The organism is Paraburkholderia sp. A1RI-2L, assembly GCF_048957375.1.
Lineage (GTDB): Bacteria > Pseudomonadota > Gammaproteobacteria > Burkholderiales > Burkholderiaceae > Paraburkholderia.
In genome coordinates this window covers 2,893,635-2,907,036 of sequence record NZ_JARBTA010000001.1, presented here as the reverse complement: position 1 = coordinate 2,907,036, position 13,402 = coordinate 2,893,635, and the positions used below count along the sequence as shown (strand labels likewise).

At 63.5% G+C, this 13,402-nt stretch carries 14 protein-coding genes; 6 read left to right on the top strand and 8 right to left on the bottom strand.

What is annotated here, in order from left to right; genetic code table 11:
• Positions 1–117 precede the first annotated feature (117 nt).
• Positions 118–435 (bottom strand): flagellar transcriptional regulator FlhD, encoded by a 318-nt coding sequence (flhD, locus tag PWP93_RS13290; RefSeq protein WP_421044796.1) that lies wholly within the window; start codon positions 433–435, stop codon positions 118–120.
• Between the two features lie 569 nt (positions 436–1,004).
• On the opposite strand from flhD, the gene PWP93_RS13285 reads away from it, so the two are divergent.
• Positions 1,005–2,072, top strand: a complete 1,068-nt coding sequence (locus tag PWP93_RS13285) for a glycosyltransferase family 4 protein (protein WP_421044795.1) — start codon at positions 1,005–1,007, stop codon at positions 2,070–2,072.
• Positions 2,073–2,285: 213 nt separating this feature from the next.
• Here the strand turns inward: PWP93_RS13285 and PWP93_RS13280 are convergent, their stop codons facing one another.
• Complete coding sequence (locus tag PWP93_RS13280) at positions 2,286–2,582, bottom strand: H-NS histone family protein (protein ID WP_421025042.1); 297 nt, start codon at positions 2,580–2,582, stop codon at positions 2,286–2,288.
• A 287-nt stretch (positions 2,583–2,869) separates the two neighbouring features.
• On the opposite strand from PWP93_RS13280, the gene aqpZ reads away from it, so the two are divergent.
• Entirely contained in the window at positions 2,870–3,616 is a 747-nt protein-coding gene (gene aqpZ, locus PWP93_RS13275) for an aquaporin Z (RefSeq protein WP_421044794.1), read from the top strand.
• Between the two features lie 239 nt (positions 3,617–3,855).
• The gene (locus PWP93_RS13270; RefSeq protein WP_421044793.1) at positions 3,856–4,488 is read left to right on the top strand and encodes a histidine phosphatase family protein; all 633 of its coding nucleotides are present in this window, start codon (positions 3,856–3,858) and stop codon (positions 4,486–4,488) included.
• 25 nt (positions 4,489–4,513) lie between these two features.
• Here the strand turns inward: PWP93_RS13270 and PWP93_RS13265 are convergent, their stop codons facing one another.
• A complete protein-coding gene (locus PWP93_RS13265; protein ID WP_421044792.1) occupies positions 4,514–5,338 on the bottom strand; it encodes a Cof-type HAD-IIB family hydrolase in 825 nt (274 codons plus the stop codon).
• A 102-nt stretch (positions 5,339–5,440) separates the two neighbouring features.
• Entirely contained in the window at positions 5,441–6,325 is an 885-nt protein-coding gene (locus PWP93_RS13260; RefSeq protein WP_421044791.1) for a BadF/BadG/BcrA/BcrD ATPase family protein, read from the bottom strand.
• Between the two features lie 155 nt (positions 6,326–6,480).
• Between PWP93_RS13260 and PWP93_RS13255 the strand changes: the two genes are divergently transcribed.
• Together PWP93_RS13255 and PWP93_RS13250 are read left to right on the top strand one after the other, a co-directional pair.
• A complete protein-coding gene (locus PWP93_RS13255; protein ID WP_421044790.1) occupies positions 6,481–7,107 on the top strand; it encodes a DNA-3-methyladenine glycosylase I in 627 nt (208 codons plus the stop codon).
• A gap of 228 nt (positions 7,108–7,335) precedes the next feature.
• Positions 7,336–7,782, top strand: a complete 447-nt coding sequence (locus PWP93_RS13250; protein WP_421044789.1) for a hypothetical protein — start codon at positions 7,336–7,338, stop codon at positions 7,780–7,782.
• Between the two features lie 110 nt (positions 7,783–7,892).
• On the opposite strand, the gene rpsU is transcribed toward PWP93_RS13250, so the two are convergent.
• From rpsU to PWP93_RS13230, 4 genes are all read right to left on the bottom strand, one after another.
• On the bottom strand, positions 7,893–8,105 hold the full coding sequence (gene rpsU, locus PWP93_RS13245; protein ID WP_004198205.1) for a 30S ribosomal protein S21: 213 nt from the start codon (positions 8,103–8,105) through the stop codon (positions 7,893–7,895).
• Between the two features lie 437 nt (positions 8,106–8,542).
• Positions 8,543–9,484 carry an aldo/keto reductase gene (locus PWP93_RS13240; protein WP_421044788.1) on the bottom strand — a complete coding sequence of 314 codons (942 nt, stop codon included), beginning with the start codon at positions 9,482–9,484 and terminating at the stop codon, positions 8,543–8,545.
• 196 nt (positions 9,485–9,680) lie between these two features.
• The gene (locus PWP93_RS13235) at positions 9,681–11,846 is read right to left on the bottom strand and encodes a phosphocholine-specific phospholipase C (protein WP_421044787.1); all 2,166 of its coding nucleotides are present in this window, start codon (positions 11,844–11,846) and stop codon (positions 9,681–9,683) included.
• A gap of 56 nt (positions 11,847–11,902) precedes the next feature.
• Positions 11,903–12,193, bottom strand: a complete 291-nt coding sequence (locus PWP93_RS13230; RefSeq protein WP_421044786.1) for a hypothetical protein — start codon at positions 12,191–12,193, stop codon at positions 11,903–11,905.
• Positions 12,194–12,407: 214 nt separating this feature from the next.
• Here PWP93_RS13230 and PWP93_RS13225 point away from each other — a divergent pair, with 214 nt between their 5' ends.
• A complete protein-coding gene (locus PWP93_RS13225) occupies positions 12,408–13,316 on the top strand; it encodes a LysR family transcriptional regulator (RefSeq protein ID WP_421044785.1) in 909 nt (302 codons plus the stop codon).
• The last annotated feature ends 86 nt before the right edge of the window (positions 13,317–13,402 follow it).

The following is a 13,402-nucleotide window of genomic DNA, read 5'->3' as shown; positions in this document are numbered from 1 at the left end:
AGACGCGCGTTTTCCGCGCGTGCAAACGTTTGAAGGTCGGATTTGAAGGCCGGAGTTTGAGGGTCGGTTTGGAATGTCGCGCGCAACGGCACAGCCGGAAGGGCGCGAGCCGCCGGTTCAGTCGGCCTGATCGGCGCTTTGAGCGGCCATGAGCATGGCCGAATGGATCTGCGCGGCTTTGCCCTTTTCGGCCAGTGCGCTCAGGATGGCGTGCTCGTCGAAGCGGAAACGGCACAGGAGCTGGCTGGAGGCGGCGAGCCGCACGGTCTGCGCAGCCGTGAGCCGGGTCAGCACGTCGGCCAGCGGCTCCGAAATGCCCATGCGAAACATGCCCGCGGCCCGGTCTTCGCCCAGCAGCCGTTGCGCGAGCAACAGGTACGACAGATTCACTTCATTGATCTCGCTGAGCATGTCGCTTGGCGTCGTCGCGCTCATGGAATCCCCCGAATTCGAAACGTAGCGGCTGGTCAGGCCTGTAACGGAAACGTTTGCTCGTTCGGCATCAGGCGCACGACAAGCCGAACGGCCCGTTGAGTGGTCGTCCACGCATTGTGGCGAGGGTGCTGACAAATGGAAATCGGACGAATGCCGCGACGCGATGCGAGAAAAACTTTCCTTTTTATGTAGGAATTTTTCTGACAAAGGAAAAGGGGACAAGTCAGAAGGCGATTCGAATGATGCTTTTCAGATATTTTCGCCAAGCTTCTGTCGATTGTAAAAGCCTTTTCACAGATGCGTAATAAATCTCCTTGCGGGGTCTGACCACATTGATCGGCCAGGCACGCGAATTGCGGCACGCCGCGCTCTCGCGCGTCACGCTTTGCAATGGTGCTTACAGGCGGTGTTTCCCGCTGTAACAACATTAAGTGATTGCAAAACAACTCGTATTGCCGATTCGAATGTCCATAATCGACCTCAGGGATAACCCGACACCGAAACGCCTGACCGCGCACCTTGCCCTGTCAGTCGCACGTCACGCGGCATTTGCCAAGGAGATCTAGCCAATGCGAATCGCACAAATCGCGCCACTTTACGAAGCCGTTCCGCCCAAGCTTTATGGCGGCACCGAGCGCGTCGTGTCCTATCTGACCGAAGCGCTGGTCGACCTCGGCCATGACGTGACGCTGTTCGCCAGCGGCGATTCGGTCACCACGGCAAAACTCGAAGCGGCATGGCCGCGCGCGCTGCGTCTGGACCCGACGATCCGCGACGCGCTCGCCCCGCACATCGTCCTGCTCGAGCGCGTGCGCCGCATGGCGCACGAGTTCGACGTGCTGCACTTTCACCTCGACTATCTGCCCTTCCCGCTGTTCTCGACGCTCGATACGCCGTTCGTGACGACACTGCATGGCCGTCTCGACCTGCCCGAACTGCAGCCGGTGTTCGACTCGTTCTCCGAGGCGCCTGTCATTTCGATTTCGGATTCGCAGCGCCAGCCGCTCTCCCAGGCCAACTGGCTGAACACGATCTATCACGGCCTGCCGAAGAATCTGCTCACGCCGCAAACGAGCCGCAAGCCCGAGTACCTCGCATTCCTCGGCCGCATCTGCCCGGAAAAGCGCGTGGACACCGCGATCAAGATCGCCGCGCTCTCGGGCCTGCCGCTGAAGATCGCCGCGAAGGTGGACAAGGTCGACCAGGACTACTTCAAGACCGAGATCGAGCCGTTGCTGTCGCAGGCACACGTGGAGTTCGTGGGCGAAATCAACGAAGCGCAGAAACCCGAGTTCCTCTCCGGCGCGAAGGCACTGCTGTTCCCGATCGACTGGTCCGAGCCGTTCGGCCTCGTGATGATCGAGGCGATGGCATGCGGCACGCCCGTGGTTGCGTTCAACCGCGGCTCTGTGCCCGAAGTGATCGATCCTGGTGTGACCGGCTTTATCTGCGAAGACGTGCAGGGCGCCGTGGGGGCGCTGCAGAATATTGATTCTCTTTCACGCGAAGCCATTCGCGCACAGTTCGAGCAGCGCTTCACCTCGCACACCATGGCCAGTAATTATGTCGAAAGCTATTCGGCGCTGATCGAAGCCACGCGTCGCCCGGTGCTTCGCCGTGTTGCAGCCGCAGGATGAATGCGCCAAACGCCTTACATTAAGATAAAAAGTCAAAAAAAGGCTGCGCGAATCGTTTGCGTACAATGCAATAGCACGACTATTGGCCGCTAAAAAAGAGCCGCATGTTACATGCGGCTCTTTTTATCTGGATAAGCAAATGCGCGTGGCCAGTCTCCTGTGGCACGCGTAGCCGTGCGGCATTGCTCAAGCTGACATTTGCATGACGTCCAGTCAGGCGATCAAATAACGTTCGCGATTCTTGCCCGCGATCCATTTGGGCGGCTTTCCGCGCCCGCTCCAGGTTGCGCCGGTCTTGGGATCCTGATAGCGCGGGGGCAGCGGAGCCTTCTTGGGCGGGCGTCCGCGCCTTGCCGCTGCCGCAAAGCCAAGGTCCTGGGCAGACAGGCCATACTCGACAATTTTCTCGCGGATCATTGCGATGACGTCCGCGATTTCGGTGCGCCGTGCATCTTCGGCCTGCGCCTGGAGTTTGGCGATCTGCGCCTTGAGTTCTGAATATTGTGACATTTGTCTCTCCCCTTCATTGTCGATCTAGCTGACTCGAAACGAGATTAGACGCAAATAACAGAATTAGCAATCGATGCTAATACTGTTCTATCGGGATATTGTGGCATTTAACGATTGCCCTCTGGAAGCGGCATTCGATACGCATCTACCGCAATAATAAGAGTAATTACTTCGGAATTGACAATCGTTGACACCCGCGCTTTTCACGAATCCCTAGAATCGGGCCTCTCCTGGTGCCGTCATTTTTTACTCGGCGCCCGTCAAAGACCTTTTCGAGGCATCGCGAAATGCACTTATCCAAACGACTTCTTGCCGAGTTCTTCGGCACCTTCTGGCTCGTGCTCGGCGGCTGCGGCAGCGCCGTGCTCGCCGCTCATTTCGACGGCCCGGTGCAGGGGCTCGGCATCGGCTTCGTGGGCGTCGCGCTCGCGTTCGGCCTGACGGTGCTCACCATGGCCTTCGCCATCGGCCATATTTCGGGCTGCCATCTGAATCCCGCGGTGAGCGTCGGGCTCATGGTCGCCGGCCGCTTTCCGGCACGCGATCTCGTGCCGTACGTGGTGGCGCAGGTGATCGGCGCCACGCTCGGCGCGGCCGCGCTCGCATGCATCGCCACCGGCAAGCCGGGTTTCGATCTCGTCGCGAGCGGCTTCGCCACCAACGGCTACGGCGATCATTCGCCGGGCCACTACACGCTGGTCGCGGCGTTCGTCTGCGAAGTCGTGATGACGGCGTTTTTCCTGTTCGTAATCCTCGGCTCGACCGACAAGCGCGCGCCCGCAGGCTTCGCGCCGATCGCCATCGGCCTGTGCCTCACGCTCATCCACCTGATCTCGATCCCGGTCACCAATACGTCCGTGAACCCGGCGCGCTCGACCGGCCCGGCGCTCTTCGTGGGCGGCGAGGCGATCTCGCAACTCTGGCTGTTCTGGGTCGCGCCGATCATCGGTGCGGCGATCGCCGGCCTCGTCTATCCGATGATTGCGGGCCGCCGCGAAGCCGTCGCTGAAGCGCCAGCTCGCGCGCACGCATAACAGGCCTCGCGCGGTCTGGCCACACGGGCGCTTCGGCGCCCGCTTTTGCGTGGGCTTAGCGTTTGCGTTCCGTCATGGCCACGCAAGGCGGGGCAAGCGGCGCTGCTAGAATCGGGCGATTCCATCACCCCGAATTCGAGGCGCACCGCATGAAGCGTTCAGGACATTCGCCGGACCGCCTCGCCGTATCGAGAGCACGCGCCGCATTGGCGCCTCGTCGCATCAGGCGCAAAGCGGCGATGCTGGCAACGCTGTTCGCACTCGCGAGCGGCTTGCTCGCGAGCGCGGGCACGGCGTGCGCTGAAAACGCGCAGGATATCGAAACACTGGTGTTCGTGCGTCACGGCGAAAAGCCCGACGAAGGGCTCGGCCAACTCAACTGCAAGGGCTTGAACCGGGCGCTCGCGCTGCCCGCCGTGATTGCCGCAAAGTACGGCAAGCCCGATGCGATCTACGCGCCCGACCCGGGCCAGCAGAAAGACGACCACGGGCAACACTATTACTATGTGCGCCCGCTCGCGACCGTCGAGCCCACGGCCATCCAGTTCGGCCTGCCGATTCAGACGCCGTTTGGCTATGCCCAGAGCGATGCGCTAGAGAAAGCGCTGCTCGATCCGGCGTGGCGCGGCCGCACGTTGCTGGTCGGATGGGAACATCGAGAAATCGAGACGCTCGTGCGCAAGATCGTGGCCGAGCACGGCGGGCAAGCGTCCGACGTGCCCAAATGGAAGAGCGCGGATTTCGACAGCATCTACGTGATACGCATCGACTGGAGTGCAGACGCGCCGCGCGCACGCTTCAGCCACGATCGCGAAGGGCTCGATGGCCGCTCGGACGAATGCCCGTGCGCGGCGCTTGCCCCCGCGCAATAAGCGCAGGCGGCCAGATTAGCGTGAGCTAGCGCGCCAGCTCGTCGTCCAGCGCGAAGAGCTTGCGCAGGTGATGGGCAACGCCCGCTTCGAAGTTATTGCCGATGCGCGGCACCCGGGGCAGGCGCGCGATCAGGTCGGGATTGGCGTTGTTCATCATGAACGGATGGCCCGCCGTTTCGAGCAGGTCGATATCGTTCATGTTGTCGCCGAACGCTACGCACCGCGCGACATCGACATTCAGACGGTCGAGCACGACGCGCAGCGCGCGCCCCTTGGACACGCCGGCAACCATCACTTCGAGACAATCGGGCAAGGAGTAGGTGATATAGAGCGCGTCGCCAAACTCGCGCTCGAGACTGCGCTGAACCTGAGCAAGGTCGGTCGGGTCGCCGATATAGAGCGCCTTGGCAACGCCCGCACCGCCGATCGCACCCAGATTCTCGGTCACGCGGTAGGTGAAGCCCGAATCCTGATGGTAAGCGAGCAGTTCTGGCGCATCGCGGTCGATGAACCACTCTCGGTCCGTGAAAAGACTCACGATTATGCGGCCATGCGCACCCACCGTGTCCGGCGCGACAAGTCGGTGAACCACCGGCTCGGGCAGGTCGCTCGCGTGGATCAGCGCGTCGTCCGGACCATGCACGCGCGCGCCGTTCGAGGTGATCAGATACGCGGGAACCCCGAGCAGGCCGCGAATGCTCGCCACGTCGCAATAATGGCGGCCGGTCGCGATGATGAACTGCAAGCCTTTCCCGTTGAGCTTGTTGAACGTGGCAACCGTGAACGGATCCAGTTGATGGTCGGCGTTGAGCAGCGTTCCGTCGAGATCGGTTGCGATGACCTTGTACATGGCGATTCGGTGGCTGGGGGGAAACCCTGAATGCTAGCACCTGGCGCCGAGCGCCGCAGCGGTGAGCGTCCGTGCGGGCGCTTCGGGCTCCACTGCGCTCGTCTACCCACCGCCGAGCCGCGCTCCCTCGCGCCGGGCAAGCATCAAGGCCCCTGTGGCGGAATCGGCGAGGGGGGCGCGCAAGCGCTCGCGCAGCCCTTGCGGAACCCAATCGCGCAGCGGCTGGGCGAGGCCGCCGGCCAGCGCCGCAGGCAACTCGGCTTCGGGATCGAGCGCCGAAATCAGGCACGCGACGGCCTCGCCGGCTTCGCTCAACAGCTTCGCCGCGAACGGGTGATCGCGGTACGCGAGCACCACGGGCGCGAGGCTCGCATAAGCGGTCTGATTGGCCGCGCATTGCCAGACGATCAGACTCTCGCGATCAGCTGCACCAATATGGGCCAGCAACGCACGCGAGAAGGCATCGGGCGCGACGCGGCCATCGAGCGACTGTTGCGCCCACACGATCGCGCGCAGGCCGAACCACGCGCCGCTCGCTTCGTCGCCAGACGGAAAGCCGAAACCGCCAGCGATGCGGCACACGCCATGTACATCGAGCGCGGCGGCAATGCTGCCCGTGCCGAGCGCCACGACCACACCCGGCTCGCCACCATGCGCGCCGAGCAGTGACGTATAGACGTCGCTCTCGACCGCGAGTCCCGCAACGGGCGGCGCCGCCGCGCGAAATGCAGCCAGCCAGTCGGGGTTGTTCACACCCGCCAGTCCGCAGCCGAGCACGCAGCGCGACCAGTCGAACGCCAACCCGGCTTGCGTAAAAGCGGCGCGCGCGCCTTCTTCGATCGATTGCCAGGCGCGTGCGATGCCGAGCCCGAGCCCGGAAGGTCCGGCGGATGCGCGCGCGAGCTCCGCGCCATGGAGGTCGCCCAGTGCGACGCGCGTGCCGGTACCGCCGCCATCCACGCCGATCAACCAGGAATATTTCTGCATGATGTTTGCCGCGCCGTGCGCGAACCGGTGAGTTGAAGAGGATCGAGCCGTGAGACTAACGGCTCGGCGTCTTTCGCACAATTGGCCGGACGGCCAGATGGCGGCGCACGGCCGATCCGCTATCCTTGCTGGGCTACTCGCAAGGAGAATTCACCGTGACACACCGCTGCAACTGGGTATCGGCTGGCGCGTCGCCACAGTATGTGCAATACCACGACGAGGAGTGGGGCGTGCCCTCGCGCGACGACCGGCATCTCTATGAAATGCTCGTGCTCGAAGGCGCGCAGGCGGGGCTGTCGTGGTCGACGATTCTCAACAAGCGCGAAGGCTATCGCCGCGCATTCGCCAACTTCGACGTCGAGAAAGTCGCGCGCTTCACGCCGAAGCACGTAGAGGCGCTCATGCAGGACGCCTCGATCGTGCGCAACCGCGCCAAGATCGAGGCCGCCATTCTCAATGCGCGCGCCGTGCAGCAAATTCAGGCGGAACACGGCTCGCTGGCGGCATTCGTCTGGTCGTTCGTCGACCACACCCCCATCCAGAACGACCTGATCTCGTATCGCGACGCGCCCACGTCCACCGAAGTCTCCGACGCACTCAGCAAGGCGCTCAAGAAGTACGGCTGCAAGTTCGTCGGCACCACCATCTGCTATGCGTTCATGCAGGCCGTGGGCATGGTCAACGACCACGAGCGCGATTGCATGTGCCGCAAAACCTGCGCGGTGCTTGGCGGCGCGAAGCCCAAGGCACGGGGCAAGGCACGCACGGCAGAAAGCGCCTGATAAAGCGTTGCTCGAACGGCGAATCGGCGCGATTTCATCCTGCCTTGGTGCGCGGCCCAACGGTTTTCTTTGCCCGCGCCGTTATAACGGATATCGGATGTATCTGTGGTTGTTGCGTCGGCAGAAGACGCAGCACGGGGGCGCCAGCAACGGGGAGACACCCGCCGCCAAGCGCGCGGCAGCGCATCCGCACGACCTCACCGCTGTGCGTCGCGCAGGGGGGCTGAAATGAAAAACGTGCACTTCCTGAGTCATCAGGAGATTTTCGACCGCGCCGTGGCGCACCTCCATGGACAAGGGCGCGCAGCGCTGCTGCCCAGCGGCGGCGGGGCCTATCGGGGCGGTTATAGCGGCGGCTCGTGCCACTACGGCGGCTGCCCGGTCGGCAGCTTCATCCGTGCGCGCGACTACATGAGCGCCATGGAAGGCATCCCCGTGCGTTACCTTTCGCGCGCGGAGAACGAGGTGCCCGCCTGGATGGACGTGGGTGTCGCCGCGCTGAAGAAAGCGCTCCTGCGCGCCCATATCAACATTTACGATCCCAATACCGTCGATCTCCTGAGCTGCCTGCAAAACGTCCACGATGTTTTTGGCATCTGGGAGTGGCACGACCGGCTACTGTCGATCGCCTCGCAGTTCGGGCTTTCGCCGCAGCGGCTTCAGGATGCTGCCTGAGCCCGCACGGCGCCATCGAGCCGATGCACAAGCCGATGCCAGAAATGCAAACGGCGGCGCAGCTTCTTGCGAAGCATGCGCCGCCGTCTGGCGGAAGCTGAAGCGTGCTCTTAGTGGAGCTTCTTCGGCAGCATCTGGCTGCGCAGACGCTTGTGCAGGCGCTTGACTGCAGCAGCCTTCTTGCGCTTGCGCACGGCCGTCGGCTTTTCGTAAGCTTGACGCTCACGCAGCTCGGCGATCAGGCCGTTCTTTTCGATTGCACGGCGGAAGCGGCGGATGGCCACTTCGAACGGCTCGTTTTCCTTCAGAAGAATCGTCGTCATGTATTTCCTAACTCAATCGCTTGATACGGTTCAAAGACGCAAATGGCAAAAAACCAGGCATATGCCACTCACGCACCGGCCCTCCGGTCGTTCGCCACGATGGGGCGCAACGATAGGCAAGGCGGCCACGGAGGCCGGAAAAGAGAAGTAGGGGGTTCACAGCGGAACGCGATCAGGTCGACCTTGCTGCAACACACCTGACCGCCGGTTTGCGGCCGCCAACAGTAACGAACACGGCAACAAAACAGGCAAAGATCTCAATTCACTCTCAATGATATCAGGAAAAGATTCGCGTGACCAGGCTTTCTTGATTCTACTCAGGCACTTGCGTGGCGGGCACCGCCGGTGGCCCGCCACCGACCTTCAGGAGTCCTGGATACGCGTTTTGGCGCCTGCCAGGGGACCCCAGACAAGTTCAAACGAGGCCCAAACGAGGCTCAGGCGCTCGCGTCGTTGAGCGCCTGAATGTCCGCCGGATCGAGCTTCAGGCGCACCGCCGCCACGAGGCTGTCGAGCTGTTCGAGCGACGTCGCGCTCGCGATCGGCGCGGTAATGCTGGGCCGCGCGATCAGCCAGGCGAGCGCCACGGCCGCCAGCGAGCTGCCATGGCGCCCGGCCACGTAATCGAGCGCCGCGAGAATACGCACACCGCGATGGTCGAGATAGTGCTCGACGCGCGAGCCGCGCGTGCTCTTCGCAAGGTCTTCGCGCGAACGGTACTTGCCCGACAGAAAACCGCTCGCCAGACTGTAATAGGGCACGACCGCGAGCTGCTGCGCGAGCGCTACCGGCTCGATATCGGCCTCGTAAGCCGCGCGGTCGTACAGGTTGTATTCGGGCTGGACGATCTGGTACGCGGGCAGCCCGGTCTTGTGCGCCAGCGCGAGCGCTTCCTCGAGGCGCGCGCCCGTGTAATTCGACGCGCCCACCACGCGCACCTTGCCGGCCTCGATCAGGCGCTGATACGCGCCGAGCGTCTCTTCGAGCGGCACCTTCTGATCGTCCTCGTGCGAGAAGTAGACATCGATATAGTCGGTCTGCAGGCGGCGCAGCGAATCCTCCACGGCGGCCGCGATATTCGCAGCCGAGAGACCGGGGCGGCGCGGGTCCTTCGCCACCTTGGTTGCAATCACCACTTTTTCGCGCTTGCCGCTTTGCGCGAGCCATTTGCCGATGAGCGTCTCCGATTCCCCGCCCTGGTTGCCAGGCGCCCAGGCCGAGTAGACGTCGGCGGTATCGATGAAATTCAGGCCTGCTTCGGTGAACGCATCGAGAATCGAGAACGAAGTTGCTTCGTCGGCGGTCCAGCCGAATACGTTGCCGCCGAACATGAGCGGTGCGACCTGCAAGGCCGAAGTGCCGATTCTGCGTAGTTCCATGACGTTTCCTTTGCCTTGTTGACCGGTGTAGCGCGAGGGCAGAAAGCGTTGAGCATACGCCCGCTCGCGCGATGCCGCAGCGCGGCCGGCCATCGTGACGAATCGTGCCGACACTCGCGCAAAATCTGCGCCTCAATGAAAAACCGCGTGGCCGGCATTGCACCGGCCACGCGGCATTCCACGCACCCTGCGCCGGTCAGCGCTTCACCGGCCCCGGATCGCTCTGGCTCGGCCGGCCCGTCTCGAGGTGGCCCGCGAAGCGGCGCACGACCTTGTCCGTCGCGCCGCCCACCGTCGTCGCCGAGATGTTCAGGTCGTACCAGCCATGGCTCGAGCTCAGTTCCCAGTGGTCCTGCATGGTCTGCCCGGCTTGCACCGTGTACTGGCGCGAGTGCGCGCTGCTGTACGCGTTGTCGACGGTCACGCTGCACGCGGCGGTGCCGCTGTTGCTCAGCTCAAGATAAATGTGGCGATTGCGCACGTCGTAGCCGATGCGCACTTCCGGGCTCGCATGATGGCCATCGGCCGCGATTTGCACGTTGCCCTGGAATTCGCACAGATAGCCGTTCGGGCCGTAGACGGCGAGATGATAGGTACCCTGCGCACTCGAAGTGCTCCAGTAATCGGCGAACTGATCGTTTGCTGCGACCGTGTAGCGGCGCGGCGGATTGGCCGGGCTCAAGCGATCGTAGACGTAGAACGCCGCGCCCGCTGCGCCGGTGTTCGCGAAATCGAGCCACAGATTGCCGTCGTGGCCGCTCACCCGGCTGTGCACGAACACTTCATACGGCAGCGCGCGCGCCGGACGCGCGCCGGGCTCCTGCGCCGGCATGGTCTGCTGCGCGGGCACCTGGTACGCCTGACCGGCCGTCTGGATGTGCTTGGGCACCGCGAAGCTCACCGTCGACGTGTCCGGCTTGCCGGAGAAGTCGAACGCCGACGTGAGGTCGCCGCAAACCGAACGGCGCCACGCGCTGATGTTGGGCTCCTGCACGCCGAAGCGCGCCTCGAGAAAACGCAGCACCGAGGTGTGATCGAAGGTCTCCGAACACACCCAGCCGCCCTTGGACCACGGCGAGATCACGATCAGCGGCACGCGCGGTCCGAGACCGATCGGCTGGATGCCGCCGGGATCGGCGCCCGGGATCAGCGGACCCATCTCCTGCGGATACCGGCCGAGATCGAGATACTCGTCGCCGATGTTCGAGAGCAGCCTCGACGACATCATCCCCTGGCCGTTCGGCCCGCTTGCGAGCGGCGGCACCGGCGGCACGACGTGGTCGAACAGGCCGTCGTTCTCGTCGTAATTGAGGATGAACACGGTCTTCGCCCACACGTCCGCGTTCGAGGTCAGCGCCTCGAGGACCATGTTGATATAGAACGCGCCATCGGTGGGCGATGCGGACGGGTGCTCGCTGTACTTGTATGGCGAGACGATCCACGACACCTGCGGGAGCTGGTTCGCCTGCACATCGGCCTTGAAGCCAGCCAGCGTGCGGTCCGTCGCGCCCTTGTCGACGAGCGGGCCGCTCGCGCCTTCCTTCACCTGGAACTTCTTGAAGAACATCAGCGAGTTATCGGTGTAGTTGTCGGTCGGGTCGCCCGGAATGCCAGTACCGCCCTGATACACCTTCCAGCTGATGTTCGCGTTCTCCAGACGCTCGGCGTACGTCGTCCACGTGTAGCCGTTCACGTCGTCGCGCTCGCCGATGCCCGGGCCGTTCGGCGGATTGCCGTAGATGTTGCGAGGGTCGATCGTGCCGGTCCACAGGTAGATGCGGTTCGGCGCGGTATCCGCGTGCGCGGAGCAGTGGTACGCGTCGCAGATCGTGAACGCATCGGCGAGCGCGTAGTGGTACATCACGTCCTCGCGCTTCAGATAACCCATCGTCAGCACGTCCTGCTTCTGGTTCACCCACTGGTCCCACTGGCCGTTGTTCCACGCGAGGTGGCCGCTGCTCCAGCCATGGTTCGTGCCGGGCTGGAATTCGGTGGTCTGCTTCGGATCGAGATAGAACGGCAGCACGTAGGGCGCCGTGGGACTCAGGCCGCGCGATTGGTAGTGCGAGGTCTGCACCGAAGCGGGCGGCTGCTGCCACACCGGCGCGCCGCTGGGCAGCAGATGCGGACGCGGATCGTTGAAGCCGCGCACACCGCGCAGGCCGCCGAAGTAATGGTCGAACGAGCGGTTTTCCTGCATGAAGATCACGACGTGCTCGACGTCCTGAATCGTGCCGGTGCGGGTCGCGGCGGGCATGGCAAGCGCCTTGCGGATCGCGGGCGGAAAGCTCGCATAGGCAGCCATCGCGCCCGCCGACTGGGCGGCGATGCGCAGAAAGTCGCGTCTGTTTTTCGACGACATGGGAGATCCTGTTATTGGGGGAGGAATTGGGGAAAAGCGTGGATGCGGCCAGCGCATCAATGCGCGCTGCTCGTGCCGGAGCCGGGCGCCCAGTGCATCTCGGGCGCGCCCGGCGGCTTGTCTTCGGCGTTCGGGTTCGCGTCGGCGCCCGCCATTTGCTGGCCGTTTTGCTGACTGCTTTGCCGACTGCTTGGCGAGCCAGTTTGCTGGCTGCCCTGCAAGCTAGATTGCTGACTGCGCGTGCTCGGCGAAGCCGACGAGCCGTCGCTGCCGCTGCCGTCGCACGCAGCGAGAGCAAGAGAAAAAAGAAGCGCCGCCCAGACGGCGCGCGAATCGATTCGACGCATGAGGATCGGTCCGTGGATGACGAATGCGCTCATTAACGCATCGGCGAATGTCCTCGCAGTGACCGGTTCCATCAGGTTTCTTTCGGTGCACCTCAGCTTTTTTGTTCGAAACCCGGTGGGCGCTTGCGCCGACTCGACATCCGCGCGCGTCATGCAACGGACACATCGGTTCGCTACGCTGACGCGCGGGCGAGCCGGAAAAGAGGATGGGATTTTGTTCGATCAGTTGAAGGCGTTCCACGCGACGGTCCGTCAGGGCAGCATCACGCGTGCGGCGCGGCACCTCGGCGTGAGTCAGCCGACCATCGCCGCGCAGATCCGTCAGATCGAGCAGCTATACGGCGTCGAGTTGTTCTACCGCAGCGGACGCCGCCTCGCGGTCACCGAAACCGGCATCGCGCTCCTGCCGCTCGTCGAGAAAATGATCGACCTGGAAGCGCAGGCCGATATCATGCTGCGCAACGTCGGTGGCCTGTTCGAAGGTCAATTGCGGCTAGGCGCAACCGGGCCGTACTACATCATGGAAGCGATTGGCCGCTTCTCGAAGGCGCATCCGGCCATTGCGCTCACCTGCCGGATCGGCAATTCGGAAGACATTCTCAATGCGCTGCACGAGTTTCACATCGACCTCGCGGTGTCGTCGCAGCGCAATGACGCGGATGGACTCGAGCGGCGCGTAATTTCGAGCGATCCGCTCGTGCTCGTGGTGCATCACAGTCATTCGCTTGCGCGCTTCGACGTGATCGACGCCGCGCGCCTTGCCGAGGTGCGTCTTTTAATTCGCGAAGCAGGATCAGTCACGCGCCGCTGCACCGAAGAGATCCTCGCGAAAGCCGGTGTCGCGCCGGCGTCGGTCGCGGAGATCGGCAGCCGCGAGGCGATTCGCGAAGCGATCCTGCACGGCGTAGGCGGCAGCATTTTTCCGCGCGGCGAGGCGGAGCGGCATCCGGATCTGCGGGTGATTGCGCTGCGCGGTATCGATACGACTATCGACGAGTATGTTTATTACTTGAAGGCGCGTCGGCAGAGTCCGGCGATCGATGCGTTTTTGGCGTGTCTGGTGCCGGGCGGGAAGACGTGTGAGACGGCTTCACGGCTGCGTGAGGCGTCGGTGGAGTGTTGAGGGCGGACGCTCAGAGCCGGGTGCCGCCCTTCGCATCTCCACCGATCAATGACGTCGCTGTCGATGGCGCTACTATAAGCCGCCCA

What these genes read in the sequence shown, in the direction of transcription:
- aqpZ (WP_421044794.1), top strand. Translation starts at nt 2,870, where the DNA reads ATGCACTTATCCAAACGACTTCTTGCCGAGTTCTTCGGCACCTTCTGG.
- PWP93_RS13285 (WP_421044795.1), top strand. Translation starts at nt 1,005, where the DNA reads ATGCGAATCGCACAAATCGCGCCACTTTACGAAGCCGTTCCGCCCAAG.
- PWP93_RS13230 (WP_421044786.1), bottom strand. Translation starts at nt 12,193, where the DNA reads ATGCGTCGAATCGATTCGCGCGCCGTCTGGGCGGCGCTTCTTTTTTCT.
- PWP93_RS13235 (WP_421044787.1), bottom strand. Translation starts at nt 11,846, where the DNA reads ATGTCGTCGAAAAACAGACGCGACTTTCTGCGCATCGCCGCCCAGTCG.
- flhD (WP_421044796.1), bottom strand. Translation starts at nt 435, where the DNA reads ATGAGCGCGACGACGCCAAGCGACATGCTCAGCGAGATCAATGAAGTG.
- PWP93_RS13260 (WP_421044791.1), bottom strand. Translation starts at nt 6,325, where the DNA reads ATGCAGAAATATTCCTGGTTGATCGGCGTGGATGGCGGCGGTACCGGC.
- rpsU (WP_004198205.1), bottom strand. Translation starts at nt 8,105, where the DNA reads ATGACGACGATTCTTCTGAAGGAAAACGAGCCGTTCGAAGTGGCCATC.
- PWP93_RS13265 (WP_421044792.1), bottom strand. Translation starts at nt 5,338, where the DNA reads ATGTACAAGGTCATCGCAACCGATCTCGACGGAACGCTGCTCAACGCC.
- PWP93_RS13250 (WP_421044789.1), top strand. Translation starts at nt 7,336, where the DNA reads ATGAAAAACGTGCACTTCCTGAGTCATCAGGAGATTTTCGACCGCGCC.
- PWP93_RS13240 (WP_421044788.1), bottom strand. Translation starts at nt 9,484, where the DNA reads ATGGAACTACGCAGAATCGGCACTTCGGCCTTGCAGGTCGCACCGCTC.
- PWP93_RS13280 (WP_421025042.1), bottom strand. Translation starts at nt 2,582, where the DNA reads ATGTCACAATATTCAGAACTCAAGGCGCAGATCGCCAAACTCCAGGCG.
- PWP93_RS13270 (WP_421044793.1), top strand. Translation starts at nt 3,856, where the DNA reads ATGCTGGCAACGCTGTTCGCACTCGCGAGCGGCTTGCTCGCGAGCGCG.